The sequence below is a fragment of the Pedobacter sp. AJM genome (genome assembly GCF_002197755.1).
Classification (GTDB): Bacteria; Bacteroidota; Bacteroidia; order Sphingobacteriales; family Sphingobacteriaceae; genus Pedobacter.
On record NZ_NHOT01000010.1, the window covers coordinates 246,441 to 273,408 of the forward strand.

The 26,968-nt window shown below is 38.4% G+C and carries 24 protein-coding genes; 16 read left to right on the top strand and 8 right to left on the bottom strand.

The features are described 5' to 3' along the window. Positions 1-6 precede the first annotated feature (6 nt). Positions 7-495 carry a hypothetical protein gene (locus tag CBW18_RS17295; RefSeq protein WP_088302575.1) on the top strand — a complete coding sequence of 163 codons (489 nt, stop codon included), beginning with the start codon at positions 7-9 and terminating at the stop codon, positions 493-495. A 5-nt stretch (positions 496-500) separates the two neighbouring features. On the opposite strand, the gene CBW18_RS17300 is transcribed toward CBW18_RS17295, so the two are convergent. After that, positions 501-1,907, bottom strand: coding sequence for a hypothetical protein (locus CBW18_RS17300; protein WP_088302576.1), 1,407 nt, complete (start codon positions 1,905-1,907; stop codon positions 501-503). A gap of 96 nt (positions 1,908-2,003) precedes the next feature. Here CBW18_RS17300 and CBW18_RS17305 point away from each other — a divergent pair, with 96 nt between their 5' ends. After that, complete coding sequence (locus CBW18_RS17305; protein WP_088302577.1) at positions 2,004-2,330, top strand: nucleotide pyrophosphohydrolase; 327 nt, start codon at positions 2,004-2,006, stop codon at positions 2,328-2,330. A 152-nt stretch (positions 2,331-2,482) separates the two neighbouring features. Here CBW18_RS17305 and CBW18_RS17310 read toward each other — a convergent pair whose 3' ends face one another. After that, positions 2,483-2,785, bottom strand: coding sequence for a DUF4286 family protein (locus CBW18_RS17310; RefSeq protein WP_088302578.1), 303 nt, complete (start codon positions 2,783-2,785; stop codon positions 2,483-2,485). 75 nt (positions 2,786-2,860) lie between these two features. Here CBW18_RS17310 and CBW18_RS17315 point away from each other — a divergent pair, with 75 nt between their 5' ends. Beyond that, positions 2,861-3,418: a GNAT family N-acetyltransferase gene (locus CBW18_RS17315; protein ID WP_088302579.1), complete on the top strand. Its 558-nt coding sequence runs from the start codon at positions 2,861-2,863 to the stop codon at positions 3,416-3,418. A gap of 103 nt (positions 3,419-3,521) precedes the next feature. On the opposite strand, the gene CBW18_RS17320 is transcribed toward CBW18_RS17315, so the two are convergent. Then, complete coding sequence (locus tag CBW18_RS17320; protein ID WP_088302580.1) at positions 3,522-5,345, bottom strand: tetratricopeptide repeat protein; 1,824 nt, start codon at positions 5,343-5,345, stop codon at positions 3,522-3,524. A 269-nt stretch (positions 5,346-5,614) separates the two neighbouring features. Between CBW18_RS17320 and CBW18_RS17325 the strand changes: the two genes are divergently transcribed. The 3 genes from CBW18_RS17325 (at position 5,615) to CBW18_RS17335 (ending at position 9,943) form a co-directional block, all read left to right on the top strand. Continuing rightward, positions 5,615-7,501: a prolyl oligopeptidase family serine peptidase gene (locus CBW18_RS17325; RefSeq protein ID WP_253249072.1), complete on the top strand. Its 1,887-nt coding sequence runs from the start codon at positions 5,615-5,617 to the stop codon at positions 7,499-7,501. A gap of 3 nt (positions 7,502-7,504) precedes the next feature. Next, entirely contained in the window at positions 7,505-9,172 is a 1,668-nt protein-coding gene (locus CBW18_RS17330) for a sensor histidine kinase KdpD (RefSeq protein ID WP_088302582.1), read from the top strand. Positions 9,173-9,253: 81 nt separating this feature from the next. Beyond that, complete coding sequence (locus CBW18_RS17335; protein ID WP_088302583.1) at positions 9,254-9,943, top strand: response regulator transcription factor; 690 nt, start codon at positions 9,254-9,256, stop codon at positions 9,941-9,943. A gap of 222 nt (positions 9,944-10,165) precedes the next feature. Here CBW18_RS17335 and CBW18_RS17340 read toward each other — a convergent pair whose 3' ends face one another. The 5 genes from CBW18_RS17340 to CBW18_RS17360 all read right to left on the bottom strand — a co-directional run bounded on the left by CBW18_RS17340 (position 10,166) and on the right by CBW18_RS17360 (position 15,795). Continuing rightward, positions 10,166-11,410, bottom strand: a complete 1,245-nt coding sequence (locus CBW18_RS17340) for a metallophosphoesterase (RefSeq protein WP_088302584.1) — start codon at positions 11,408-11,410, stop codon at positions 10,166-10,168. A gap of 55 nt (positions 11,411-11,465) precedes the next feature. Further along, complete coding sequence (locus CBW18_RS17345) at positions 11,466-12,215, bottom strand: AAA family ATPase (RefSeq protein WP_088302585.1); 750 nt, start codon at positions 12,213-12,215, stop codon at positions 11,466-11,468. Between the two features lie 9 nt (positions 12,216-12,224). Beyond that, positions 12,225-13,712, bottom strand: a complete 1,488-nt coding sequence (locus CBW18_RS17350) for a sigma 54-interacting transcriptional regulator (protein WP_088302586.1) — start codon at positions 13,710-13,712, stop codon at positions 12,225-12,227. 86 nt (positions 13,713-13,798) lie between these two features. Next, the gene (locus tag CBW18_RS17355) at positions 13,799-14,896 is read right to left on the bottom strand and encodes a VWA domain-containing protein (RefSeq protein WP_047798931.1); all 1,098 of its coding nucleotides are present in this window, start codon (positions 14,894-14,896) and stop codon (positions 13,799-13,801) included. 152 nt (positions 14,897-15,048) lie between these two features. Beyond that, entirely contained in the window at positions 15,049-15,795 is a 747-nt protein-coding gene (locus tag CBW18_RS17360; protein WP_088302587.1) for a hypothetical protein, read from the bottom strand. Positions 15,796-16,064: 269 nt separating this feature from the next. Between CBW18_RS17360 and CBW18_RS17365 the strand changes: the two genes are divergently transcribed. The 10 genes from CBW18_RS17365 (at position 16,065) to CBW18_RS17410 (ending at position 26,583) form a co-directional block, all read left to right on the top strand. Further along, entirely contained in the window at positions 16,065-16,364 is a 300-nt protein-coding gene (locus tag CBW18_RS17365; RefSeq protein ID WP_088302588.1) for a hypothetical protein, read from the top strand. Between the two features lie 138 nt (positions 16,365-16,502). Beyond that, positions 16,503-19,805, top strand: a complete 3,303-nt coding sequence (gene secA, locus CBW18_RS17370) for a preprotein translocase subunit SecA (RefSeq protein WP_088302589.1) — start codon at positions 16,503-16,505, stop codon at positions 19,803-19,805. 118 nt (positions 19,806-19,923) lie between these two features. Then, positions 19,924-20,295 carry a PEGA domain-containing protein gene (locus tag CBW18_RS17375; protein WP_088302590.1) on the top strand — a complete coding sequence of 124 codons (372 nt, stop codon included), beginning with the start codon at positions 19,924-19,926 and terminating at the stop codon, positions 20,293-20,295. Between the two features lie 196 nt (positions 20,296-20,491). Then, positions 20,492-21,169 carry a DUF433 domain-containing protein gene (locus CBW18_RS17380; RefSeq protein WP_088302591.1) on the top strand — a complete coding sequence of 226 codons (678 nt, stop codon included), beginning with the start codon at positions 20,492-20,494 and terminating at the stop codon, positions 21,167-21,169. After that, a complete protein-coding gene (locus CBW18_RS17385; protein WP_088302592.1) occupies positions 21,166-21,558 on the top strand; it encodes a hypothetical protein in 393 nt (130 codons plus the stop codon). Before CBW18_RS17380 ends, CBW18_RS17385 begins: the two co-directional genes overlap by 4 nt. A 112-nt stretch (positions 21,559-21,670) precedes the next feature. Then, positions 21,671-22,111 (top strand): SPOR domain-containing protein, encoded by a 441-nt coding sequence (locus CBW18_RS17390; RefSeq protein ID WP_088302608.1) that lies wholly within the window; start codon positions 21,671-21,673, stop codon positions 22,109-22,111. Beyond that, on the top strand, positions 22,098-23,285 hold the full coding sequence (locus CBW18_RS17395) for a M20 family metallopeptidase (RefSeq protein ID WP_088302593.1): 1,188 nt from the start codon (positions 22,098-22,100) through the stop codon (positions 23,283-23,285). The genes CBW18_RS17390 and CBW18_RS17395 overlap by 14 nt, the downstream gene beginning before the upstream one ends. A 66-nt stretch (positions 23,286-23,351) precedes the next feature. Beyond that, positions 23,352-24,293: a hypothetical protein gene (locus CBW18_RS17400; RefSeq protein ID WP_088302594.1), complete on the top strand. Its 942-nt coding sequence runs from the start codon at positions 23,352-23,354 to the stop codon at positions 24,291-24,293. A 57-nt stretch (positions 24,294-24,350) separates the two neighbouring features. Continuing rightward, entirely contained in the window at positions 24,351-25,916 is a 1,566-nt protein-coding gene (locus CBW18_RS17405; RefSeq protein ID WP_088302595.1) for a serine hydrolase, read from the top strand. 22 nt (positions 25,917-25,938) lie between these two features. After that, positions 25,939-26,583, top strand: coding sequence for an SGNH/GDSL hydrolase family protein (locus CBW18_RS17410; RefSeq protein WP_253249073.1), 645 nt, complete (start codon positions 25,939-25,941; stop codon positions 26,581-26,583). Positions 26,584-26,968: the final 385 nt, after the last annotated feature.

Here is a 26,968-nt window from a genome sequence, read left to right on the forward strand (position 1 = left end):
TCTGACATGTCTAAACACTATTTATTTTCAATTTTATTTATTTTAGGTCTTAGTTCTTGTAATCCTGTTGGGAAAGAATTAACGGTTTTAGAATTGGCAAGCGGCGAGATCATATCTGCAGAAAACGTGAGTTTAAAAAAAGGTGATGTAATTACCATCTGGACGAAGGTTTCCAAAAGCAGTAAAGATGAAGCTGGTGTATTCGCTGTAAAGTTTAATGTCGAAACCAACGGACAATCCATTCTTCTTGATAGCTTAAATGTGGATGCAGAAGATCACATCATCAATTCAAAAAAAACGAAGGAATCTTACACAGAAAGCAGTTCTTCAGGCGATAGTACTGTTTATTACACGGTGCATGAGTATGAAACAGAGAGTAAAAAATTTACCGCACCTGCTGCAGGAAAATATACTTTTGATTTCAAACTCATAGACCGTTCCAATAATAGCAGCCTCTTCGGAAATAAACTGGCTATAATCTTGCGTAAATCGTAAACCAATCAGAACTTATTGATGTAGGCTTCAAACTCATCATGGTTTTGATCTTCAAAGTAAGGTGTGTAAAAGCACTTATGAATGATGTAATCTATAATGTAGTAGGTGATAAACATCGCCAAGGTTCCTATCCAGACAAATGAGATTAATTTTTTCTGAATGAAAGGCCACAAGCCATCAGCAAAGTCGAAAAAGTCTTTAAAATCAGCATAGTACAAACTCATCACGGCTAAAAACGGAATTACCTTGGTGCTCCATTTGAATTTTGCCAGTAAAATAGCCGATATGCTAAATACCACTAATTTATAAATGGGCTCGAAGGTTCTGTAATCGGCTTTTACCGAAACATAATTATAGGTATAATATAGAATAAGTAAAGCACAATAAATCGAGAGATGTACATTTCTATTCTGTTTTAATTTATCGATATAGGTACCGGTTGTTTCCGGTTTTTGCTTAAAGAAAAGCAAGGCGAAAAATGGAGCCAGGTTAATTACAGGTAAAATGGATAATGTGTTCACCACGCCGAAATAACGCCTGAGTGTGAAGTTTCTATATTGAATTAATGTGGCAAAAAACCGTCCGCAAATAAAAAATACAATCAGATTTGCCGTGATATAAAACACCGTTACAAGTTCTATTGATGAAAAAGAGAAAGAAACCTTAAGTGCAGAGGCACCCATATCTAAAATAGAGAGCAGTAAAATCGGATAAGTAATCAAAAAACCATACTTAAAAAAACTGCTGGAAATAGGCTGTTCATCTATTGGATTTAAAACCTGCTTTACTGAATAAATTCTATTGGAAAGATAAAAGAAGCCAATTAAAACCGAAATCATTTTGAGGGATATTATGGCAAAAATAAGGGCTACGATGGCATCTTTTAAATAAAGATTACTTGTACTGAAACTGCTGATATAATTGTATAAAGAATCAGGATCGGAAGAAATGGTTACACTGAAAATCAGAATAAAAATCAGCTGTATTACCAATGATTTAATTTTAGAAATGGTATTGAGGTTTCCTTCTGCTTTAAAATAGAAATAAGCGAAGATGAGTATCGGTGCAAAGAAAGAAAGTACACCAATAACCTGGTAAATTAATCCACTATTTGTAAAATTGAAATGGTAATCGATAAAACTTGGCCAGTCTTTTTTAAAAATATAGTATGGAGAAAATAGTAGCTGAATGATGATGGCTTTCGAGAACATCTTATTTTTATAAAAATACCACGCAAAGATCAAACTCTCCAGAAACCAGGTCTGTATTCTCCATAAGTAATCATATCCTGTGGTATCTGGTCCGTAGCTATCTATAAAATAACAACTGATTTGCAGAAAAGCTACGATTGCCCATAAAATCCAAATCGATTTGATGGCTTTTTGTTGTTTTTCACTGAAGAGCATATTCATAAGTTCAATTTAGATGTTAGCGTTTATCTTTAGAAAGATAAGTTTTATGTCAGCCTAAATTAGGAAATTTAACCCAGTAAAAAATAAAAGAAAATCATGACCATTAACGAAGCACAGGAAACCGTAGACCAATGGATAAATACCACGGGTATCAGGTATTTTAATGAACTCACCAACACCGCAATTCTAATGGAAGAGGTTGGGGAAGTGGCCCGGATAATGGCCCGTCAATACGGTGAGCAATCTTTTAAAAAAAGTGATGAATCTGTAAACCTGGCAGATGAAATGGCCGATGTACTCTTTGTGCTGATTTGCCTGGCCAACCAAACCGGCATCAATTTAACAGAAGCACTTCACAAAAACCTGGAAAAGAAAAACATCCGCGATGCAGACCGGCACAAGAATAACGAGAAGTTAAAGTGAGGGTTTGATTGGGAGCAGTTTGAATGACTGAATTTTGAATGAGAGAATGAGAAGAAACCCCGAAGATTCATTCATTCAGTTATTCATTCAAAATTCTCTCATTCAAAATTCATTCACTCAGTTATTCATTCAAAACTCACTCACTTATTGGCTTAGCCAACAAACTCCATTAATGTTCTATAAGCAATAAAACGATTTTTGAACTTTTCATTCAGGTCTGCCTGTAAAGCTGGCGCATAGGCCTGTTGATATTGATTGTAGTTTTCCTGATTCTCCGCAACATATTGTGTGCAATAGGTAACACCTTCATTTGGCGAATCCAACACTTTTAATAAACGGTTGGAAACAAACATGCCGGTAGCCATTACCGCTGGAATATGAGTTTCCTGCATCCATTGTAACCATTCTGCTGCTGCAGATTCTTCTAAAATTAGCGTAACATTATATAAAAGCATGTGGCAAAGATAAGGAAGAAAACAGAGGAACAAAACAGATTGCCTATATTCGAAAGCTATTAATTGCCTGATCCAATGATTGAAATAACCACATCTGAAACCAATGAAGATCTCGAAGGGATTCTTGCACTTCAAAAGAGAAACCTGAAAACGGATTTATCTCCTGATGAAATTATAGCGCAGGGTTTTGTAACGGTTTCGCATACATGGGATGACCTGAAGAAAATGCATTTGCATGAAAAGAATATCATTGCTAAAGACGGCGGTCAGGTGATTGCCTATGTATTGGGGATGACTGAACAATCAAAGCATGAAATACCGCGCCTGGTTGAATTGTACGAAAGCTTTGAGCATATTCATTTTAATGGAAAACCGGTTGATGATTACCATTATATCGTTGTCGGGCAGGTTTGTGTAGATAAAGCCTATCGGGGGCAGGGTTTATTTGATCAATGCTACAATTCCTATAAGCATTACTTTAATGAAAAGTATGATTTCGCAATCACCGAAATTGCAGGTATTAACCTGCGCTCAATGAATGCGCATAAACGCATAGGCTTTGAAGTTATTCATGTTTATACAGACAGTAGTGGGGTGGAATGGAATGTTGTGGTGTGGGATTGGAAAAGCTAGTTTTTGTGGCATTTGATGTTAGTTACAACTTGTAAACATTATCCATTAAAGAATTTTCCAATTGACTAATGAACCACTAAACTCATGACAACTGAACTCATCATCAAACCCCGTCTCCCCTTAAATTTCTGAATCTTTTTCTGGCTTCGGCACTGAACATACTGCCCGGGTAATCCGTAATCAATTGTTGAAAATAGCTTTTGGCCTGTGCAATATCATGGAGTTTCTTTTCGTATAAATCGCCTAATGTAAACAAGGCATCATCAGTCCAGATACCCTCCTTAAAGTTATCTGCAACTTTTTTGAGCATATCTGCCGCTTTTTGAAAATCAGCAGATTTAATAAATATTTTGGCTTTACTCATTAATACGGCATCGGCCAGTTCATTTTGGGGGTAGGAGATTCCGATGCTATCCAGCTTTTTAATGGCCTGTGCCGGCAGGTTTCTGAATTCCAGCATTTCAGCATCAGCATACATTTTTAATGCATTGCTATCAGTTGGTGTTTGAATGTTGTCAGAAATGAGTAAACTCAGGTTAAGGGCATCATTGGCAATCAGCTGGGAAGTTGCCGCCTTGAGTACCTGGCATTGTCCGTTGCTGTATTCAAAATTGCCCTGGTAAAAGGAAAGTCTGGCACTTCTGAAGCGTGCCTCATTCCCGATGGGCTGACTTTCAAACTGTTTACTTACCTGTTCATAAACCAGAAATGCTTCCCATGGTTGATTGGTTAAAATATAAACATCACCCAAATCCAGCTTTAGCTGGCCCAGGTCTGCTGTGCCAATTCCAGGTATTTGCAAAGCTTCTTCCAGCCCTTTTTCAGCTTTGGCTGCCTCATTTAAATAGTAGGCTTGCAGATTGGCGAGTTTTTTAATGGCAAATAATGTATTCCTGTTTTTACCATATTCATCCAGCAGGCCCTGGTAATCTTTGGCCAGTAAACTTAAGTCGGCTGCCGTATATTTTCCGGAGGTTTGCAGGTTGTACCGTGTGCTTAGCATTTCAATCTTCGATGGAAGATAGTACTGGCTTTCCTTTCCTTTAGTGAGCAGGTATTCATAAGCCTTTATAGCGGTTTCGTACGCGCCGTTATCAACAAATGTATAAATGGCATTAAAGAGGGTTCCGCCATCAGCTTTTGTTCGTTTATCAAAGGCAATCAACTGGCGTAATGCCGGTTCAAACTCCTGCTGCTGGATATAGTTCCATGTCAGCAGCTTGATGTATACTTCTGCGTCAGGTGCTTTCTGAATCTTTCTGAGTATTGCGGTCTGAAAAGTCTGGTAGTCACTTTTATCTTCAAAAATCATGGAAAGTACATTCTCTGCCTGTGGGAGCAATTGCGGGGTAGAAGGCAATACATCCAGGTACTCCTGCATCAGCATGGGTTTGTCTTTTTTATACCGGTATATGTTCAGCAATTCATAAGTAAACAGCTGGTCGTTTCCTAAAAGTTTTCTGCCCTGCTTAAACGTTTGAACAGCCAGATCATAGTTTTCAAAACGGTAAAAGTTGTTCGCTAAATTCCGGATCTTAAATTCATCTTTTGGAAGTTTGGCAATGATGTCAGTAAATATCTTATTGGCAGATGATACATTGCCCTGTTCCTCATAAAGTTTACCCATTGCAATCGGATAAGCATCATTTTCCGGATGCTGTTTGATGGTTTTTTTGACGATCTTTTCCGCAGCATCATAACGCTTCAATTTTAATAAGGCATTGAAATAGATGTCGAAATAACCTTCGTTATCGGGATTGGCAAACATTTTCTCCAGTAAAACAACAGCCTTTTCATAATCTCCATCGCGATAATACTGCGTGGCTAAAGCACTTTCATCATTTAATACAGCCTGATTATTGCGTGAAATTTGTGCCTGTACATTCCAGCTCAACATCAAAAATGCAAAGACAATTAAACGATTCATAATCCTGGTTTATAAATTTTAAATGTAATAAAAAGACATGAAAGGTAAAAGATTTAACGTTAAACATTGGCCGAATGGATTTCGTGTAGTATGGTAGCTGTCATATTAAATCTGATCGTTCTGGTGACATCATTTTTATTTTGTATGTTGCCGGGATGTATGCTGTTAAGTGGCCATTAACAGGAAACAAGCTAAAGTAACATTGTTAGTGTAAAGTATAGTTAAGTGGTTGAGATGCCTATTTTTGTCATCCCGGTGAAAAAATATTTATGCTGAAAAGAATTGGTTTATTGGTTTTAATCGCTCTGATCTGTGCCTGTAAGCGCTCAGATAAAGCAGGCATTATACCTGTTGATGATTTTTTTAAAACACAGGATAAGGCTTATTACCACATATCGCCTGACGGGAAAAGCCTTTCCTACCTTAAACTTCAGGATAAAAAGCTTGACTTATTTGTGGAGAACTTGGCCACAGGGAAAAGCACCCAATTGACACACCTGACAGAAAAATCGATCAGTTTTTACTTCTGGACCAGCAACAATGAGTTGATTTATTATGCTGAAGATGATACAAAGGAGCGTAAATCTGATCTCTTTGTCATCAATAAGGATGGAAGCAGGCAAGTGCAATTGAGTTCGAATGAAAAAACAAGAGTCCGCGTAATTGAAGATCAGCTGATTGATGATAAATATATTATTGTGGCTTCCAATAAACGCGATTCAACAGTTTTCGATGTGTATCGCCTGAATGTGCGGAACGGCAAAATGGAAATTGCGGCTAAAAATCCGGGTAATGTTACCGAATGGGTAACCGATAATAAAGGTATTCTCAAAATTGCCGTGGCCAGCGATGGGGTGAATGAAACATTGCTTTACCGTGAAAATGAGAGCAAACCTTTTGCACCGCTGATGACAAATAATTTTGAAACGACTTTTCAGCCGGTGGCCTTTCCGGAAAATGAACCTGATGTATTATATGCCATATCCAGCGTAAACAGGGATAAAAATGCATTGGTATCTCTTGATTTAAAAACAGGTAAAGAGAAAGAAGTACTGTTTGGCAATGATACCCTGAATGTTACGGAAACCAGATATTCGAGAACACAGAATAAAATTATGTTTGTTACCTGTGAAACCTGGAAAAAACAGAAATATTACCTGGATGCACAAAGTAAACTAACTTATAGTAAAATAGACCGGCTGCTGCCAGGCACCGAGTGGCGCATTATGGATAATGATAAAATGGATAATGTTTTCATCATCAGAACATTTACCGATAAAAATCCGGGATCGTACTATTTATACATGGCTGCCGAGAATAAGCTTAAAAAACTAAATGATATTAACTCTTCTATTCAGGAAGAGTTGATGAGCGATATGAAGCCGGTTAGTTTTAAAAGTTCTGACAGTTTAACTATTAACGGCTATCTAACCTTGCCTAAAGGGAACAAGAAAACCAATTTACCTGTGGTTGTAATGCCTCACAATGGTCCGGGGGGAAGGAATTCCTGGGGTTATAATGCCGAAGTTCAGTTTCTGGCTAACCGGGGTTATGCGGTTTTGCAGGTTAATTATCGTGGATCAAATGGTTATGGCAAATCTTTTTATGCGGCAGGTTTTAAAGAATGGAGTAATAAAATTCAGGAAGATGTTAATGATGGTGTACGCTGGCTAATTGCAAAAAAGATTGCAAACCCTAAAAAGATTGCCATTTATGGTAATGGTTTCGGAGGGTATATTGCCCTAAATTGTTTGTATAAAAATGCCGATCTTTATAGTTGTGGCGGATCAAATTCTGGCGTTATTAATTTATTCAGTTACCTGAAAGGGATTCCACCATTTTTAAAGTCAAATCTACAGATGTATTACGAAATCATTGGCAATCCGGTAACAGATACAGACTACCTGCGCTTGGCTTCGCCTGTTTTTCATGCCGACCGTTTTAAGTCACCATTGTTTATTGCCCAGAACCCAAAAGATCCGAGGGTTAACGTTACAGAAGGGGTACAGTTTATCAAAGAACTTAAAAAGAGAAGCATCCCGGTTACCTACATAGAAAAGGAAGAAGGACCAAATCCGGTTAAAAGGCAACAGGGGAGAACAGCTTTGTATAAAGCACTGGAAGAATTCTTAAAAAACAACATCAGCAGGAAATAAGTTATGACGCTGGATAAGAAAAGCGGCTATCGCAAAAATTTCTCATTGGGTGTTACTTTCATTGTACTCATTTCCATTTTGTTTGTCTTATCGCTTTTCCTGGCTTTTAATTTCAGTAAAAAATCCATCGAAAATGAATTTGTTTCAGAAAAGGTAAATGTACTGGAGCAGAGCATCAAACCTTACAACGATTTCTTTCAGAATAAAATGCCCGAGATTTCTTATTATAATGGATTTCTGGATTCTGCTACGGCATCAAAATTTGTAGATACCATTGTGCTCAAATATCCGTTCGTGTCGAGGGTTACTTTTTACGATACCGAGGTTAAAAATATACCGGTAAAGGATGGAATGAACGTAGGGAAATTATCAATCGGTCCGAAGTCTATTTTCCAGTTTGGTAAAAATGTTCCTGCTGATTCTATCAGATTATTTTCAGAAGCCGATACCCGGTCTTTCAAGGTTGGCGATGATTTTAATACCATGGCCTATAAGCTGGTTACTTTTGTTGATCAGCTGGATACGGTTGCAGTACCCTCTCAGGAAGAATTGTTCACCAATTTTTCTGTCGTAAATTCCAATAAAATCACTTACTTAAATATTCCCAGGAGAGAAGACCTGAAAATTTATAAGGATATGATGCGGCGTAAACTCAATCCTTTGCCGGTTTATCAGCAGGATATGCTTGTTTTTCAGCTGAATCCAAATAAAATTAAAGTGGTAAATACCCGGCCATTGTTATACCAGAAAATTCAGGTAGAGCCGTTAACATACGATCCGATTGATACTTCTGAGGAAAACATGACCACTGAAATTGCTTTGCCTGGTGCTTTTTCCGACTTCAAACTATACCTCACCAGCTCTAAATCTTACGTCAAAAGAGAAATTTTTATCTACTTTATGCCCATCGCGCTTGTGCTGCTCCTGGTGTATGGTGTGCTGCTTTTAGTGGCCTTTTTAATTTACCGCAATTTAAATATCAACAGTAAAATGTTTAAGCTGCAGTACGATTTTGTAAATAACCTGACGCATGAGTTTAAAACTCCGGTAAGTGTGATTAAAATTGCAGGTAATAATATTAAAAGTGCTACTGCTTTAAGCCAGAAGGAACAACAGCTTTATGGTAAGATACTGGATGAGGAGGCCGATAAACTGAATGGCTTAATGAATAAATTACTGGCCTTTACGCAAATTGAAAACAAAGCCATTAAACTGAACCAGGAAACGGTAAATATTCGCGATTTTATAGAAAGTACCATTGAGTCTCATACATTAAAACATCCCGATTTTCAGATGACCTATGAAGTGGTTGGTTTTAAAACCTTCATTACCGATCCGGTGTTATTAGGTAGCTTGTTTGATAACCTGGCTGAAAATGCATACAAATATTCAAAACCCGAAAACAAGAAATTGCACATCAGTGCTAAGCTGATTAAAGGTGTGCTGGTATTCCGTTTTGCCGATAAGGGAATTGGTATCGCTTCGGGGGAATTAAATAATATTTTTAAGAAGTTTTTCAGGATACAAAACGAATACAATCAAATGGGGAGCGTGGGGCTTGGTTTGGCTTTTTGCAAGGAACTGGTTAACTTTATGGAAGGCGAAATTTCGGTTAAAAGTAAAGTCGGTTCAGGCACAGAATTTAAGATCGTATTGCCCTTTAATAGCTGAATGTTAAAAGTTGAAAATTAAAGTTGGAAGGTTATAAAATGGAATTAACCTTTAAACATTAAAATATAAATACACATATAGATGTCTAAAGAAGTAAAAATATTAATTGTTGAAGATGATGAAAATCTTCGTTTTTTGGTTGCACACCGTTTAAAAGGCGAGGGTTACCACATATTGGAGGCCAATGACGGTGAATCTGGTGAACGGATTATTATGGCAGACCAGCCTGATATTGTATTGCTGGATTGGATGATGCCGGGCAAACAAGGTGCAGAAGTTTGCGAGAGTGTGCGTAAACAAGGCTTCGAAAACCTGGTCATTATGATGACAGCAAAGGCGCAGGATGTAGATAAAATTGATGCCTATAATTTTGGCGCATCAGACTATATTACCAAACCTTTTAATATGGATGTATTGGTGGCCATGCTGGAGAGTAAGGTGAAGTTTATCGTCAATAAAGATACCGCTGAAATTCACCGCTTTGGTAATATGGAGCATCATCCGAATATTCATACTTTATTCAGAGATGGAAAGAAAATTGAGTTGACCATATTGGAAAACCGTATTTTATTGTACTTTTTGCGCAACCCTGGTAAAGTCATTAACCGCGATGAACTGATGCTGGTGGTTTGGGGCTATAATTCTGATGTGAACACCAGGACCCTTGATATGCATATTGTACGCTTGCGTAAGAAAATAGAATTAAACCCGGATAATCCGCAGTTATTGCAAACGGTAAGAGGTGTTGGATATCGTTTTAACGCAGGGTAGATTTAATGAATGAATGATTGATTTTTGAATGATTAAGTTTTGAATGAGAAAGTTTTGAATGATTGAATTTTGAATGATTGAATGTGTTGGCGTAATACCTATCCATTCTCTCATTCCTTTCAATTAATCCATCATTCCTTCCTTCAGTCATTCAGTCATTCTTTCCTTCAGTCATTCTTTCCTTCAGTCCTTCAGTAATTCTTTCCTTCAGTCATTCTCCCATTAAGCTCTTTTCAAGGTAAAAACCGTAATCTCTGGCAAAATTCCAACCCTTCCAGGATAGCCTAGAAAACCATAGCCAACATTCACGTAAAGCTGTTGTTTTTGCTCCTGATATAAGCCTGCCCATTCTTTATAGATGTATTGTACAGGGCTCCACTGGTATTCCTTCAGCCTCACGCCGAACTGCATCCCATGGGTATGACCGCTAAACATGGCATCAATTTGAGGGTATTTCTGTAATACTTCGCCACGCCAGTGTGAAGGATCATGACTTAATAATAATTTTACAGGTAAGTCATCCGTATGCTGAACCGCCAGTTCCATTTTTCCATACTTCGGAAAACGCCCCATTCCCCAGTTTTCGATCCCCAGGATGCCAATTTCTTCGCCGTCTACTTTAAGTCTGCGGTGTTCATTCATCAGCAAATCATAACCCATTATCTTGTGTACATCAACCATGTCTTTCAGGTTTTTAACCTTAGCCGGCGATGTTTCTTTACCAAAATAATAATCGCCATAATCATGGTTTCCAAGTGAAGAATAAACACCTAGAGGTGCTTTTACTTTTGAAAATATATCCTGATAATCGCTCACTTCATTGGTGAGGTTATTTACTAAATCGCCGGTAAAGAAAACGAAATCAGGTTTTTCTGCCAGCAGCATTTCCACGCCACCTTTTACAGCTGTTTTATTGTAAAAACTGCCGGAATGGATATCAGAAATTTGTGCCATGGTGATGCCATCAAAAGCTTTTGGCAAGTTTGGTAAAATGAGATTTACCTTTCTTACCTGGTAATCATAAGCGCCGGAAATAATTCCCCAGCTTAATGATGTTAATGGTACCGCAGCCGCGACTAACCCCGCCTTCACTAAAAATTCTGAACGGGAAATCTGATCAGTTTCTGATACTGGTACAGTTGGTGCGACTTCTTTTTTCCTGAATACTTTGATCCAGAGCCTTCTTAAATCATCTAACACCAAAAACGGTAACATGGCCATTTTGCAGGCTACAGTTAAAAAAAATGCCACCAGAATCATGGCCCTTAGTGTTAAAAAAAGGTTGAGGTAAATCCCGGCAAAGACGCCTGTTATCAGCAAGATGCTGTAACTCCAGTATATGATAGTAAAGATTTTTTTTGTGGTCGGTTTCCATTTTTTGAAAACAGCAACAATTGCCTTGAAACAATAGATATCGAAAATGATAATGAAAATGCAGGCAGTAATGATAAAAGGCAGTCTTCCCATGATCGGGTTTGAAAAATTAGTTTAAAAAATAAGGTAGGTTTTTGGCCTGCCTAAATTAGGTATTTGATGTAAATAAATTATCTAAAATTCTTTTGGGGTTATCTAAAAAAGATTTATAAAGCCTGTAAACTTCAGATTCTTCATATTTAATGCTATTGATTTCACCATCAGCCATTTCATAAATGATCGCATTAGGGTAGGCCAAAAGGATCGGAGAATGGGTTGTGATAATAAATTGAGCATTTGTATGTACCAGGCTATTAATCTTTGCTAACATGGCAATTTGTTTATTTGCTGAAAGTGCAGACTCTGGTTCATCTAAAATATAAACGCCATGTCCGTTGAATCGGTTCATGAAAAGTGACCAAAAAGATTCACCATGAGATTGTTCATGTAGGGATATGCCGCCGTAAGATGCTATTATCTTCTGACTAAAACCAGGTTCTTCATCAAGCTTATCAATTTGGCTGGCAACATTATAAAAACTTTCTCCTCTTAAGAAAAAACCATCTTTGAAATGCCTGAAACTTTTGGAAATCGTAAGGTATTGGTGTAATATGGAATGAGTTTCCCTGCTGCTGAAATGGAAGTTTTTACTTCCTCCTTCGGCATTAAAGCCTAGGTTAACGGCAATTGCCTCTATAAAAGTTGATTTTCCAATCCCATTTTCGCCGGTGAAAAATGTAACATTCGGGTGGAATGCAAGTTCTTGAAAAGTTTGCAGGCATGGAATGTTAAACGGATATCCTTCAGGAAGATTCTCTCTTTGTAACCTTAGCGATAAAAGATATCCTTTAAACTCCATTAATCATGTTTATCTGAAATCATCCTCGTCTTCTTCTTCATCAAATTCGGCATTAAATAAACTGCCAAACATGTCAGAAAAACCAAAGCCACCATTTAAATAATTTTTACTTAACTGGGAATACGCTGCCAGTCCATGTAAAACAAATTCCATCAGCAGTAAAGTTTGGTTTTCACTCAGTTTTGGATGAAACTTTTTAACGGTATCATATAAACCGGGCACCAACATCAGTGCTTTTTTGTATTGTGTGTTGCTTAAATGGTCTGTTACGTCGACATTGTTTCCTTCGGTAAACCATTCTGTAATTTCGGTATATGGATTGGCTGTTTTGGTTTTTTTTGCTTTTTCAGGATCAGGAAAATAGCGGGCAAATAAGGTTTTTACAGCCTTGCCGATTAAGGTGGTGGCCACATGTGCCGGCCCTTCCAGTTCACCTTCATAAACCAGCTCTATTTTTCCGGTAATGGCGGGAATAATTCCGGCAAAATCTGATAAGCGTACAAACGTAGCCTTTTCACCTGAAATAAGCATCCTGCGCTCGGCCGTACTGATTAAATTTTCATAAGCTGAGATGGTCAGCCGGGCAGATACACCAGATTTCTGGTCAATGTACTCACTTTTACGTGCTTCAAATGCAATCTGCTCAATCAGGTCTTTTAACAGGCCATCGGCTTCAATATTTGCTTTTTGTGCTGCGGTAAGCCTGGCTTCCTGAAAAGTAATTTTACGCGATATTTCGATGCTTTTCGGGTAATGGGTTAGAATCTGACTTTCTATCCTGTCTTTTAGTGGCGTAACAATACTTCCACGGTTGGTATAATCTTCCGGGTTTGCAGTAAATACAAATTGGATATCCAATGGTAAACGCAGTTTAAAACCACGAATCTGGATATCTTTTTCCTGCAGCATATTGAATAGTGCTACCTGAATCCGGGCCTGTAAATCAGGTAATTCATTAATTACGAAAATACTGCGGTGTGCCCTCGGAATCAGGCCAAAGTGGATTACCCGCTCGTCGTTATATGTCAGTTTTAACGTGGCTGCCTTAATCGGATCTACATCACCAATTAAATCAGCTACGGTAACATCCGGTGTAGCCAGTTTTTCCGTATAGCGTTCACTCCGGTGTAACCAGGCAATCTCAGTAGCATCACCTTTGGTAGCGATTTCATTTCTGGCATACCAGGAAATCGGGTTCAAAGGGTCGTCGAAGATTTCACTACCCGCTACATACGGCACATACTCATCCAACAGGTTGACCATTAAACGGGCAATGCGTGTTTTGGCTTGTCCGCGTAAACCCAACAGTAAAATGTTGTGGCGGGAAAGAATGGCAGTCTGTAATTCGGGTATTACGGTTTCATCGTATCCGATTATACCTTCAAATTCTGTTTTTTTATCTCTTAAAACTTTAATCAGGTTCTCTCTTAATTCTTCCTTAACTGATCTTGACTGATATCCTGTGGTTTTTAATTCGCCTAGTGTGGTGTTTTGCATATGTTTTTGGAGTAAGGATAAAGGAGCAAGGATAAAAGATTTAATTGCAAAATCCCGTCATTGTGCCTTAATCTTTGTTCTTTCATCTATTTTACTGTTTTTCTTCTGTTTTTAATATAATCTTCGAAAATGTATTCGCCCAGGCCATTTAATGAACTGTAGAACGCCCGGCCACCATTTATTTCAGTAAACTGGCGTACAAACTGTTGCAAATACGGGTCTTTGGCAATCATAAAGGTGGTAATCGGAATTTTCAACCGCTTACATTGGGCTGCCATATTTAAGGTTTTATTAATAACCTTTCTATCCAGGCCCATGCTATTTTTATAGTATTTGCCATTTTCCTTTAAACAGGTTGGTTTCCCATCCGTAATCATGAAAATTTGCTTGTTATGCGTTTTTCGGCGGCGAAGTAAATCTGTTGCCAGTTCCAAACCTGCAAAAGTATTGGTATGGTAGGGCCCTACCTGGAGGTAAGGTAAATCTTTTACGGTAATGGGCCAGGCATCATTTCCAAAAACCACAATATCCAAGGTGTCTTTCGGGTATTTGGTTTTAATCAATTCGGCTAAGGCCATTGCTACTTTCTTCGCGGGTGTAATCCTGTCTTCCCCATACAGGATCATAGAGTGTGAAATATCAATCATCAATACGGTAGAAGTTAAGGTTTTAAAATCCTTTTCCTCTACTTCCAGATCCCGGTCTGTTAAAGTAAAATCACCGATGCCATGATTGATCTGTGCATTCTGGATGGAGGCTGTCATGTCGATCTGATCTAAACTGTCGCCGAAGTTATATTCCCTCCTGTCGGCATTTTTTTCTTCACCGATACCAGACTGGTTGCTGTTATGATTGCCGCGACCTGATTTTTTAAGCTTGCCAAAAATTTCATCCAATGCAGATTTGCGAATGGTTTGCTCCGTTTTAGCGGTGATTTTAAATTCCCCGGATTGATTGTCTTCTGTTAGATACCCCTTATCCTTCAAATCATCGATAAAATTTCCAATGCCATAGTCGTTATTGGTTAATTTATATTGCTTGTCGAGTTCGTTGAGCCAGCTTAACGCCTCTGCTGCATCACCTGCTGTATAATTCAGCAACTCGCTGAATAATTTCAACAACTCATCAAACCCACCTTTTGGCGTATCGCCAGGCTTATAATCAGAAAAACGGAAACCTCTCATGTGCTTGTATTAACGGTTTATCGAAGATAAAAGTTTCGATTTGCATTAATTTAAGTGGGGTGTCATATTTGAGCGTAAAGAAAGATTATAGTGGGAATTGTGGGATAGGAATAGATAATCAGGGAATAGAGAAATAAAAAATTAAACACATGTTACAAATGTGCTAAGATCAAAATAATGGCATGATTACTCAAGGCACTCCATTTCACCTGTTCTACATTCCAAAGCGCTAAGCTATCTCTTGCATGCAATTGCCTGCCTTCTACTTCGAAAGCGCCATCAATAATGAAACAGAAAAATTTGTTTTCCGGGTTTTGAAGCGGATAGGTGATTTCTTCCTGTCGGGTAAAAATCCCTGTGCTTAATTTAAATGGTAATTTCGTGCTGGAAATAATCTCTGTCAGCTGATTTGGATATTTTTCGAAATCAAAGTTGAAGCACATTTCACCTGCCCGGAGTAAAAACAGATCTGTCGTAAGTCCAATCTGCAGGTAATTTACCAAATTATTTGAGTAAGGGTTACTGATTTCCAATACCTCACCTTTACCTGCATTCAAAACCTGTACCTGTCCGGTTTCAATGGAAAATGCTTTGCCATTCTGTACAATATCTAATCTGCCGGTAACCGGAAAAAACAGCTGATGGGAATCTTCCCTGGATAGAAAGAAGGAAAGCTTACCTCCGGCAATGTATTCGTCATTGCAAATAAATAATGCTCCCGAAGCCACTTTGTCTTTATGGTAATACTTTTCAAAGTTGAATGTGCTATGCCTTTTTACTATTGAAGTTTCTGTTAAACCCCGCTCATCTGCCGGGTATATTTTTCCCTGAATATCCATTAGCTTAGTTGGTATTTTTAATGAATGGATGCTGACCACAATAATTGCTTCTGCCTGCATCAATTAGTTTCCGGTAATACATGTTAATGACGTTTTTTGCCATGGCGTAAAATTAAAAAAAGCGCCGGGAAATCCTTAACGACCCCGCTAAAATACTAAAATATGGCTTACCAGGCACTGACGTTTCATTTAGGCAAAGGTGCAATCTCCAGATCTGCCAGGGCATACGGGGGGAGCGTAAACAAAAAATTAGTCAAAAATTGCGCTATGCTTTTTGCAACAGGCCGATTTTTTTTTGTAAAAGATTAAAAGTAGCTTTGTCGCTATTCATGAAACACCTCGTTACCATATCGCTAGTATTTTTTAGCTTAACGCATTTGGCAAAAGCCGAACGTGTTGAAGGTTTAAGGATATTAAATGAGTATTGTAATGAGCATAATATCAGCACCAATACCATCGGTAAGGCATCGGTTCAACTGAATGAAGACCGGAATCCTTATTTGTTATCTTACTCAAGGTTAGCTTTAATCGGAACTCAACCTCAATTAAAAGCTGCAAAATATGTAAGTGTAAATCAAGTGATTTCTGATTTAACAATCAGGAAAAAACCGAAGAACAATAGTCCTTAATACACTTTTCCTAAACAAATCTTTTATAAGATTTTGTGCCCCGTTTATACCAGCAACTGCCAAACTGACCAGCACAATACAATGGCTTAGTTGTTGTAACACACCATTTTTTTAATAATAAATACGATTTAAAACATAATGTTAGGATTTTTAGCGAAGGTTTTCGGAAGTAAATCAGAAAGAGATATTAAGGCTATTCAGCCGTTGGTTGGTAAAATCAATGAACAGTACAGCAAACTTTCAGCACTCAGTAATGATGAGTTGCGCGGAAAAACAATAGAATTTAAAAGCAGGATATCTGATTTTTTAACAGAAATTGATGGTAAAATCTCTGCCCTAAAGGCTGAAGCCGAAGGTGAAGGTTTGGATCTTCATCAAAAAACGGCCATTTACGATCAGGTCGATGCTTTAGGAAAAGATCGCGATGCAGAACTGGAAAAAGTGCTTTTAGAAATTCTTCCTGAAGCTTTTGCCGTGGTAAAAGAAACTTCACGACGTTTAAGTGAAAATGATTACCTGGAAGTAACCGCTACACAGTTTGACAGGGATTATGCCGCACGTAAGGGTAATGTTAAGATTGTAGGTGATAAAGCACAATGGGCAAACCGTTGGGATGCTGCCGGAACCGAAGTGGTATGGAACATGGTTCATTATGATGTGCAGTTAATTGGTGGTATTGTGCTGCACAGTGGTAAAATTGCTGAGATGGCCACTGGTGAGGGTAAAACCTTGGTGAGTACTTTGCCAGCATACTTAAATGCACTTGCCGGACAAGGTGTTCACATCGTGACCGTGAATGATTACCTGGCCCGCAGGGATAGTGAATGGAACGGACCTCTATTTGAATTTCATGGTTTAAGTGTAGATTGTATTGATAAACACGAGCCAAACTCTGAGGAAAGAAGAAAAGCCTATGCCGCAGACATTACTTACGGAACCAATAATGAATTTGGTTTTGATTACCTGCGTGACAATATGTCGCAAACGCCAGATCAATTGGTGCAGCGCAAACAACATTTTGCCATGGTGGATGAGGTCGATTCCGTTTTAATTGATGATGCCCGTACACCATTGATTATTTCAGGTCCGATTCCACATGGAGACCAGCATGAGTTTTATGAGTTGAAACCACGTATTGAGCGTTTGGTGAATGCGCAGAAAGCTTATGTATCTCAGGCCTTAAATGAAGCCAAAAAATTAATCAATGCCGGTAACAGCGGAACAGAAGAAGGTGAAGGTGGTTTAGCTTTATTACGTGCTTACCGCGGATTGCCTAAAAATAAAGCCTTAATTAAATTCTTAAGTGAAAGCGGCGTGCGTGGTTTGTTGTTAAAAACAGAGAACTACTACATGGCCGATCAATCGAAGAATATGCCCAAGGTAGATTCTGAATTATATTTCTACATCGATGAGAAAAATAACCAGGTGGAGTTAACAGAAAAAGGTATTGAGTTAATTACACAATCAGGTGAGGATCCTCATTTCTTCGTGTTACCGGATGTGGGTACAGAAGTGGCAGAGCTTGAAAAATCTGATTTGCCATTAGAAGAAAAGGTAGCTACTAAAGATGCTTTAATGCGTGATTATTCGGTAAAGGCAGAACGCATTCACTCAGTAAATCAATTATTAAAAGCTTATACCTTGTTTGAAATTGATGTGGAATACATCATTGATGAAGGCAAGATTAAAATCGTTGATGAGCAAACTGGCCGTATCATGGATGGCCGCCGTTATTCTGACGGATTACATCAGGCTATTGAGGCTAAAGAAAACGTTAAGGTTGAAGATGCTACCCAAACCTATGCTACCGTAACTTTGCAAAATTATTTCCGTATGTACCATAAACTTTGTGGGATGACGGGTACGGCCACTACCGAAGCAGGTGAATTCTGGTCAATCTATAAACTGGATGTGGTTGAGATTCCGACCAACAGAAATATTTCCAGACAGGATCAGCAGGATTATGTTTACCGTACGGTACGTGAAAAATATAATGCGGTTGCCGATGAAATTGTGAAGTTAACACAAGCTGGTCGTCCGGTATTGGTTGGTACTACTTCTGTTGAGATTTCGGAATTGTTAAGCCGTATGCTTAAACTTCGTGGCATTAAACACAATGTATTAAATGCTAAAATGCACCAGAGAGAGGCCGATATTGTTGCCGAAGCAGGTCAGGCAGGAACGGTTACAATTGCCACCAACATGGCTGGTCGTGGTACCGATATTAAGTTAGGTGCAGGTGTAAAAGAAGCAGGTGGTTTAGCCATTGTGGGTACTGAACGCCATGAATCACGTCGTGTAGACCGGCAGTTACGCGGTCGTGCCGGCCGTCAGGGTGATCCGGGTTCTTCACAGTTCTTCGTTTCACTGGAAGATAACCTAATGCGCTTGTTTGGTTCGGAAAGAATTTCGAGCATTATGGTGCGCATGGGTATTGAAGATGGTGAAGTGATCCAGCATTCTATGATTACCAAGTCTATCGAACGTGCGCAGAAAAAAGTAGAAGAAAACAACTTTGGTATCCGTAAACGTTTACTGGAGTATGATGATGTGATGAATGCTCAACGTACGGTAATTTATGCCAAACGTAAAAATGCGCTATTTGGCGAACGTTTGGATGTGGATATGAACAACATGGTGTTCGATGTGGCAGAAGATATCGTAACAGAATACAAAGAAGAAGCTAACTACGATGGTTTTAAACTGGAAGTTATCAAAAATTTCTCCCTGGATACCACCATTACTGAAAAAGAATTTGCCTCCGGCAATATTACTCAGCTCACTGAAAAATTATTTGATGAGGCAGAATCATTCTATGCCCGAAAATCAGAAGCCGTAATACAGCAGTCATTGCCTGTTTTAACGCAGGTTTATGAAGAACGTGGCGAGCATATCGAACAAATTGTGGTTCCTTTTACAGATGGAATTCGTGGCATTCAGGTTGCGGTTGATTTGAAGAAAGCCATTGAAAATAAAGGTAAAGAGGTCGTTCGTTCGTTTGAAAAAACCATTATACTGGCTTTGATTGATGACAGCTGGAAAGAGCATTTACGTGAAATGGATGATTTGAAACAGTCTGTTCAGAATGCCGTTTACGAGCAGAAAGATCCATTGGTAATCTATAAAATGGAAGCCTTTAACTTATTCAAAAACATGCTTAATGCGGTGAATAAGGAAGTGGTCAGTTTCTTATATAAAGGCGGTATTCCGGTTCAGCAGGAGCCTGATGAAATAAGGGAAGCACCAGCACCGGCTAAGCAGCCTAAATTACAAACCACCAAACAGGAGTTTGGAAGAGAGGAGCCGGGTATTGAATTTGGTGATACGCGTGAAGCCATTCCGCAGCAGCCTATTCGTAAAGAAGCCACTGTAGGACGTAATGAACCTTGCCCTTGTGGTAGTGGTAAAAAATACAAGAATTGCCACGGCGCAAATTTGTAATATAAATTATGTCGCACATTATTAAGGCCTTGACATTTGTCAGGGCCTTTTTTGTGTAATTTGGTTTTTAATCTGTAGGATTAAACCTATATTTAGAAACACACAAAATAACACACAAATGAAAAAGATTTTTAACATTTTTGCCATTTCGGCAACACTGATGCTTTCGAGCTGCGCAACCGTTTTTACCGGTACAAAACAAACCGTTAATATCAAGACAGATCCACCGGCTGCCGACATTGAAGTAGACGGTATTAAAGTTGGTGTAACACCAATGGATGTGACGTTAAAAAAAGGATTCACGGGGCAAACTGTCAGTCTTAAATTAAATGGTTACGAAGCAAAAACATTTCAACCAACCACCACATTTAATGCGGTATCTGTAGTCAATTTTCTGTTTGTCCCAGGTTTTATTATTGACGCTGCCACCGGTGCAATGATGAAGTACGATCCGAAAGTTTACGAATTTAAACTGGAGCAAAAGAGATAGTTAACCAAACCAGGTAGCAAAGCCGGATTTTGATAAGAAATCCGGCTTTGCTGTTTTTTGATATGCTTGTTTGTGGTGTAAGCAATATTAGCGATAAAACAGTAAGGTAAGGAAGTGAAGTATATCAGGTCTTGATTTTTTATTAAATAATATGATAAGTAAGCTAAATTAATTAGTATTATATTTGTTATCAACTATGAAAGGTAAAAACTTAAATCAAGAACTTGGTAGCGGGATGTACACTATTCCTGAAGTAGCTTTTATTTTAAAGTTGCCAACGGCTAAAGTACGCCGGTGGATGAAAGATTTTTGGGATAACCAGTTTTCTGAAAAGCATCATGTTGAATATTCCTGGGGGGACGGCCGTGAAAAGGCGACAAATTTCTTCACACTCATAGAATTTTACGTTTTTTATCAATTAAGAGAAATTAATGTTAGCGTGAATAAAATAATAAATGCTCATCAGGATATGGCCGAGATTTTAGGCACAGCCTATCCTTTTGCCTCTTCTAAAATGTTATCTGATGGGAAAAGTATTCTTTTTACGCTGGATGACGGAACAGTTGTGCACGCAGACAAATCCAGACAAGCAGCTTTTAAACAAATAATTGAAGAATTTTGTAAGAAAATTGAATTTTCTACTTCGGATATAGCAGAGCGGTTTTATCCTTTAGGAAAAGAAAAACATATCATAATAGACCCTCATCACCAGTTTGGCCAGCCTGTTATAGAGGAAACTAATATTTTAGCACAAACATTATATGATCTTTATACAGCAGGTGAAACGGTAGGTTTCTTAACCAGATTATATGATCTTCGTGAAGCAGATGTGGTTTGTGCCATTGAGTTATTTAACCGTAAAGCCGTGGCATGATAAAAGTTTTAATAGATGAGAACCTCTCAAAATATTTTGCTGAAGGCTTAGACAAATTACAATATCCTCTCGGAAATAATATTGAGGTCACTTCTATTGAAAAAGAATTTGGCAAAGGAATAAAAGACGAAGAATGGATTCCAGATTGGGGAAATCGATCTGGTGTTTTTATTTCTCAGGATTTAAGAATCTATTCAACCAAATTACAGGCAGCACTTTTGACTAAACATAATATTGGAGCGTTTTTCTTAAAGTTGCCAAAAGGTTATCGATACTGGGATAAGACGCAAGTAATTATTAAACATTGGATCGAAATAGTTAAGATTATCGAAATGAATAAACCTCCATATGTTTATTTTATTTCAGCAAAGCGAATCACAAAAGGATAACAATACTAAGATTGGCCAACATTTGCACAACCCATAAAGAATGCCGAATTTTGCAGCAAATTCGGCATTCCTGTATTTAAAACAATTTTTGCCTGTCTACTGTCATACCATCATGAAAATATTTTATACGCTAATCTTCAGTTTATTTTTCTTTAACATGGCGTTCGCTCAAAAAGGTGAGGTTGTGGTGATAAAAGACCCATTAATTGATAGCTTGATTGCCAAAAGAATACAGGTCTACCGGACTTCAGGTGAGGTAAAAACGGGTAAACCCATTGTGTCCTCGTACGGTTATCGGGTGCAGATTTTTTATGGTTCTGACCGGCGGGAGGTTTTTAATCAGCAGGCACGTTTTAAAACATTGTATCCTAAACTGAATACATACCTGATTTATAAAGAACCCAATTATTATGTCAGGGTAGGCGATTTTAGAACGAGATTGGAAGCACAACGATTAATGAGTGAAATCCGGCCAACCTTTCCTACTTTATTTATTTTCAGGGAGAAAATTAATGCTCCACAATTAGATATTACAACCGATGATCAAAGATAAAATAAAAGATGTAGCGAATGCCATTTTCAATGATGTCGTAGGCTACCGCCAGCATTTACACGCCAACCCCGAATTATCTTACCAGGAATTTGAAACTGCTGCATTTGTGAAGGAAAAGCTAACGCAATGGGGAATTGAATTTACCAGTTGCGCCAATACCGGTGTTGTCGCCTTAGTTAAAGGCCATCTTCCTTCTGAAAAAGTCATTGCACTTCGTGGCGATATGGATGCCCTGCCTATTACCGAAATCAGTGATAAGCCTTATGCTTCCAGGAATCCGGGAGTGATGCATGCCTGCGGACATGATGTGCATACCTCGTCGCTGTTGGGAACAGCTTATATTTTAAACCAGCTGAAAACTGATTTTGGTGGTACCATAAAATTAATCTTTCAGCCGGCAGAAGAGTTGCTTCCCGGAGGAGCTAGCATCATGATTAAGGAAGGTGTTCTCGAAAATCCAAAACCCGATTATATTGTTGGCCAGCACGTAATGCCCCTAATAGATGCTGGTAAGGTAGGTTTCCGCTCGGGAATTTACATGGCATCAACGGATGAGTTATATGTCACCGTAACCGGAAAAGGCGGACACGGTGCGCAGCCGCATCAAAATATCGATCCGGTGGTGATTGCTTCACATATTATTATTGCCTTGCAGCAAATTGTAAGTCGTAATGCCGATCCACGCATCCCTTCTGTTTTATCCTTTGGTAAGGTTACGGCCAATGGTGCTACGAATATTATCCCTAACGAAGTTAAAATTGAAGGTACATTCAGAACCCTTGATGAGGAGTGGAGAGCGGAAGCGCACAGACGCATGAAAAAAATGGCTGAAGGTATGGCCGAAAGCATGGGCGGAAGCTGTGATTTCGATATCCACAAGGGTTATCCGTTTTTAATTAATGAAGAAAAGCTAACCGCAAATGCTAAATCTTTTGCTGAAGATTTTTTAGGCAAGGAAAATGTAGTTGACCTGGATATCTGGATGGCTGCAGAAGATTTTTCTTTCTACTCACAGGTAACAGATGCCTGTTTTTACCGTTTAGGTACCGGGAATGCTGCAAAGGATACGCAATATTCTGTGCATACACCAAAGTTTGATATTGATGAAGATGCATTGAAAATCTCAACCGGTTTAATGGCTTATATTGCATTAAAACAATTGGGTAACGAATAAATGTTGTGCGTGTAATTAATGCTTCTCAAATTAAATAAGGCATCGTTTTTGCCAAGCTACACAAGCATGAAGAAAATATTTTTAATCCTGGTCATTACCGCAGTCTATTTTACAGGTTTTGCACAGGAAATTCCCCGTTTTAATCCCGATACGATTAAAACTATCACCCTTGATTCTACCGTAAATATTAAAGCCGAAAAGCTGAATATTGAAACCTTTATCAATAAAGTGATTAATGATACGTCATTTTATCAATCCTTTAGAAACATGAAACGATATAGTTTCATCGCCGAAAACAGGATTTATACCTATGATAAAAAAAATAAGGTTGACGGAAAGATTTACAGAAAGATTAAACACAACAACAACGGCCCTTATAAAATGGAATACCTGGTAAAACAGGATACCGGTAAGGTTTATAAGAAAAACGGCAAATATCAACTTTACACCGTGGAGATGTTTGACTATATTTTTATGAATGCCTATAATACTGACTTTGTGCCAAATGCGCCAACAGGCGATGGTAAAGGTGGGACTAATGAAGGCTACAAAGACAAACTCAAAACCCTGATTTTTAATCCGGGCAGGCCGGTTAAGGTACCTTTTATTGGGAGTAAAACTGAAATTTTTAGCGCAAATATGCGTCAGTATTATGACTATGCTTTCACCAGCGGTACATACCTGGATTCTATTCCGGTTTACCGTTTTAAAGTTTCAGTGAAACCAGATTTAAGCAGCTGGACCAAGGATGGTATCATGATCAAAGAACTGGTAACCATATTTGATAAACGGAATTTTAATATTCTGGGAAGATATGTAGACATGAAATATGGCAACATGTTATTTGATTTTAATGTGCAGATGAATATTGAAATGGGTTATTTTGGTGAGGATAAACTACCAACTAAAATCACCTATCAGGGAAATTGGGATTACCCATTTAAGAAAGAGGAGCGAGCAAGTTTCCTGATCGTACATAAAGATTATAAGCTGGAAAAGGGGAAGTAAGAATGGCTTGCGCATAAAAGATTTATTATCTTTAAGCCGTTATTTAAATCCTCAAAAATGAAATTTTCTTTCTTTTTAAAATTTACCGTTCTTCCTGTTCTTTTCCTGTGCTGTGTGGTCAACCTACAGGCTCAAGTCCTTTCTTCGAGTCAGATTGATAGTGTGGTTGAAAAGACCTTAACTACTTTTAATGTTCCGGGGATAGCCGTTTCTGTCATAAAAGATGGTAAGATAATTCATTTGAAAGGTTATGGCGTCCGCTCTGTCAAAACCAATACGAAAGTAGATGAGAATACACTTTTTGGCGTAGCATCCAATACAAAGGCTTTTACCGCAGCTGCGATAGGCATGCTGGTTGATGAGAAAAAAATTACCTGGGATACGAAAGTAACTGACGTGATTCCGGAATTTAAGATGTATGATGCCTATGTCACCAGTGAATTTACCATCCGTGATTTATTAACGCACCGCAGTGGCTTAGGCCTTGGAGCAGGCGATTTAATGATCTGGCCCGATTCTTCAACGGTAACTAAAAATCAACTGATCCATAATCTCAGGTATTTAAAGCCTGTTTCTTCTTTTCGTACCAAATACGATTATGATAACCTGATGTATATTGTTGCAGGCGATGTGGTGGCCAGGGTGTCAGGAATGACTTATGAAAATTTTATCGAAAGCCGGATGATCAAACCTTTAGGAATGACTAAAACTGCCGCATCATGGTATCGGTTAAAAGATAAATCAAATGTAATTGACGGCCACGCACCCTATGAAGGAAAGTTGTTGCCTGTTGGGTTAAGTTTTGGTGAGATCGCAAACGCAGCAGGCGGTATCTATTCAAACGTAACTGATATGAGTAAATGGGTTCAGGCAATGATCAATGGTGGTCAATATGGCGAGAAACTTAATCAGAAATTATTCAGCGATGCTGTAGCCCGCGAACTATGGACCCCTCAAACCATTATTGCATCTGGCAATCAGGGCAGCTTTAACAGCTATGGACTGGGCTGGTTTCTCAGTAACGTGAATGGTAAGTTCCAGGCTACCCACACCGGCGGCTTATCTGGAATTGTAACGCAGGTAACAATTTTACCGGAATTAAAATTAGGAATCATTGTTTTAACCAATCAACAATCCGGTGCCGCATTTAGTGCAATTACCAATTCCATTAAAGATGGTTACCTGGGAATAAAGGGCCGGGATAGAATTAAATCTTCTAATGATAGCCGGCTGGCTGATGAGAAAGAGGCGAAGGAAATAGTAACCAAGGTTTGGACGGAAATTGAAGCTACACAAAAAGCTACTGCTGCAAAACCAGTTATTAAAAACTACTACGGAACCTATCAGGATGCCTGGTTTGGCGAAGTGACCATAAGCGAGGTAAATGGAAAAATGCATTTCCAGGCGAAGAATGCACCAAAGTTGCGGGGTGACATGACTTACTATAAAGGGAATACATTTATTGTAAAATGGTACGACCGGAGTTTAGATGCTGATGCATTTGTCAACTTTAGCCTGAATAATAACGCCGTTGCGGATGGATTTAAAATAGCAGCCATTTCTCCATTAACAGATTTCAGCTTCGATTTTCAAGATCTTGATTTTAAAAGAAACCATAATTAACCTGCAAAATATGAGAACCTTAATGAATACAATTTTAATAGGCTTATGCCTGGTGATCTTCACATCAATGTCGCTAAAACCAAAACGAATTATTTTCTTCGGTGATTCTATAACCCAACAAGGCGTATCTAAAATGGGCTACATTACATTGCTTAAAAAGTCGCTTGATTCATCAAAATATGAAGTGATGGGTGCTGGTATAGGTGGCAACAAAATATACGATTTATATTTACGTTTAGAGGATGATGTATTAAATAAAAAACCAGATCTGGTGGTGATTTATGTAGGCATTAATGATGTATGGCATAAACAATCGTCGCATACCGGGACAGATTATGATAAGTATTTAAAATTTTATCAGGCACTGATTAATAAAATTCAGGGCATTGGAAGTAAGGTGGTATTATGTACGCCATCTGTAATTGGTGAAAAAAAGGATGGTACGAATGAAATGGATGCCGACTTAAATAAATATGCTGAAGGCATCAGGCAGTTAGCCGCTAAAAACAATTTGCCTGTATGTGATTTAAGAAAAGTATTTGCTGAATACGAAGCAAATCATAATCCTGAAGATAAAGAAAAGGATGTTTTAACTAAAGACCGGGTTCATTTGAATGAAAAGGGTAATCAGTTGGTGGCTGAGCAGTTGTTGCCATTGGTAAAATAGAATATATCGTCATTGCGAACTGAAGGGTTGGGATTGAGTGTTTAGAGTGAAGCAATCTATCCTGCAAGGCGTTAATGATTTAAAAATGAATGAATAGCAAAAAGATTGCTTCGTTGGCTGAAAAGCCTCCTCGCAATGACGACAAGTGGTATCGTCATTGCGAACTGAAGGGTTGGGATTGAGTGTTGGCTTGAAGCAATCTATGCTGCAAGGCGTTAATGATTTAAAAATGAATAGCAAAAAAGATTGCTTCGTCGGCTGAAAAAGCCTCCTCGCAATGACGACAAGTGGTATCGTCATTGCGAACTGAAGGGTTGGGATTGAGTGTTTAGAGTGAAGCAATCTATCCTGCAAGGCATTGATGATTTAAAAATGAATGAATAGC

What these genes read in the sequence shown, in the direction of transcription:
- CBW18_RS17295 (WP_088302575.1), top strand. Translation starts at nt 7, where the DNA reads ATGTCTAAACACTATTTATTTTCAATTTTATTTATTTTAGGTCTTAGT.
- CBW18_RS17300 (WP_088302576.1), bottom strand. Translation starts at nt 1,907, where the DNA reads ATGAATATGCTCTTCAGTGAAAAACAACAAAAAGCCATCAAATCGATT.
- CBW18_RS17305 (WP_088302577.1), top strand. Translation starts at nt 2,004, where the DNA reads ATGACCATTAACGAAGCACAGGAAACCGTAGACCAATGGATAAATACC.
- CBW18_RS17310 (WP_088302578.1), bottom strand. Translation starts at nt 2,785, where the DNA reads ATGCTTTTATATAATGTTACGCTAATTTTAGAAGAATCTGCAGCAGCA.
- CBW18_RS17315 (WP_088302579.1), top strand. Translation starts at nt 2,861, where the DNA reads ATGATTGAAATAACCACATCTGAAACCAATGAAGATCTCGAAGGGATT.
- CBW18_RS17320 (WP_088302580.1), bottom strand. Translation starts at nt 5,345, where the DNA reads ATGAATCGTTTAATTGTCTTTGCATTTTTGATGTTGAGCTGGAATGTA.
- CBW18_RS17325 (WP_253249072.1), top strand. Translation starts at nt 5,615, where the DNA reads ATGCTGAAAAGAATTGGTTTATTGGTTTTAATCGCTCTGATCTGTGCC.
- CBW18_RS17330 (WP_088302582.1), top strand. Translation starts at nt 7,505, where the DNA reads ATGACGCTGGATAAGAAAAGCGGCTATCGCAAAAATTTCTCATTGGGT.
- CBW18_RS17335 (WP_088302583.1), top strand. Translation starts at nt 9,254, where the DNA reads ATGTCTAAAGAAGTAAAAATATTAATTGTTGAAGATGATGAAAATCTT.
- CBW18_RS17340 (WP_088302584.1), bottom strand. Translation starts at nt 11,410, where the DNA reads ATGGGAAGACTGCCTTTTATCATTACTGCCTGCATTTTCATTATCATT.
- CBW18_RS17345 (WP_088302585.1), bottom strand. Translation starts at nt 12,215, where the DNA reads ATGGAGTTTAAAGGATATCTTTTATCGCTAAGGTTACAAAGAGAGAAT.
- CBW18_RS17350 (WP_088302586.1), bottom strand. Translation starts at nt 13,712, where the DNA reads ATGCAAAACACCACACTAGGCGAATTAAAAACCACAGGATATCAGTCA.
- CBW18_RS17355 (WP_047798931.1), bottom strand. Translation starts at nt 14,896, where the DNA reads ATGAGAGGTTTCCGTTTTTCTGATTATAAGCCTGGCGATACGCCAAAA.
- CBW18_RS17360 (WP_088302587.1), bottom strand. Translation starts at nt 15,795, where the DNA reads ATGCAGGCAGAAGCAATTATTGTGGTCAGCATCCATTCATTAAAAATA.
- CBW18_RS17365 (WP_088302588.1), top strand. Translation starts at nt 16,065, where the DNA reads ATGAAACACCTCGTTACCATATCGCTAGTATTTTTTAGCTTAACGCAT.
- secA (WP_088302589.1), top strand. Translation starts at nt 16,503, where the DNA reads ATGTTAGGATTTTTAGCGAAGGTTTTCGGAAGTAAATCAGAAAGAGAT.
- CBW18_RS17375 (WP_088302590.1), top strand. Translation starts at nt 19,924, where the DNA reads ATGAAAAAGATTTTTAACATTTTTGCCATTTCGGCAACACTGATGCTT.
- CBW18_RS17380 (WP_088302591.1), top strand. Translation starts at nt 20,492, where the DNA reads ATGAAAGGTAAAAACTTAAATCAAGAACTTGGTAGCGGGATGTACACT.
- CBW18_RS17385 (WP_088302592.1), top strand. Translation starts at nt 21,166, where the DNA reads ATGATAAAAGTTTTAATAGATGAGAACCTCTCAAAATATTTTGCTGAA.
- CBW18_RS17390 (WP_088302608.1), top strand. Translation starts at nt 21,671, where the DNA reads ATGAAAATATTTTATACGCTAATCTTCAGTTTATTTTTCTTTAACATG.
- CBW18_RS17395 (WP_088302593.1), top strand. Translation starts at nt 22,098, where the DNA reads ATGATCAAAGATAAAATAAAAGATGTAGCGAATGCCATTTTCAATGAT.
- CBW18_RS17400 (WP_088302594.1), top strand. Translation starts at nt 23,352, where the DNA reads ATGAAGAAAATATTTTTAATCCTGGTCATTACCGCAGTCTATTTTACA.
- CBW18_RS17405 (WP_088302595.1), top strand. Translation starts at nt 24,351, where the DNA reads ATGAAATTTTCTTTCTTTTTAAAATTTACCGTTCTTCCTGTTCTTTTC.
- CBW18_RS17410 (WP_253249073.1), top strand. Translation starts at nt 25,939, where the DNA reads ATGAATACAATTTTAATAGGCTTATGCCTGGTGATCTTCACATCAATG.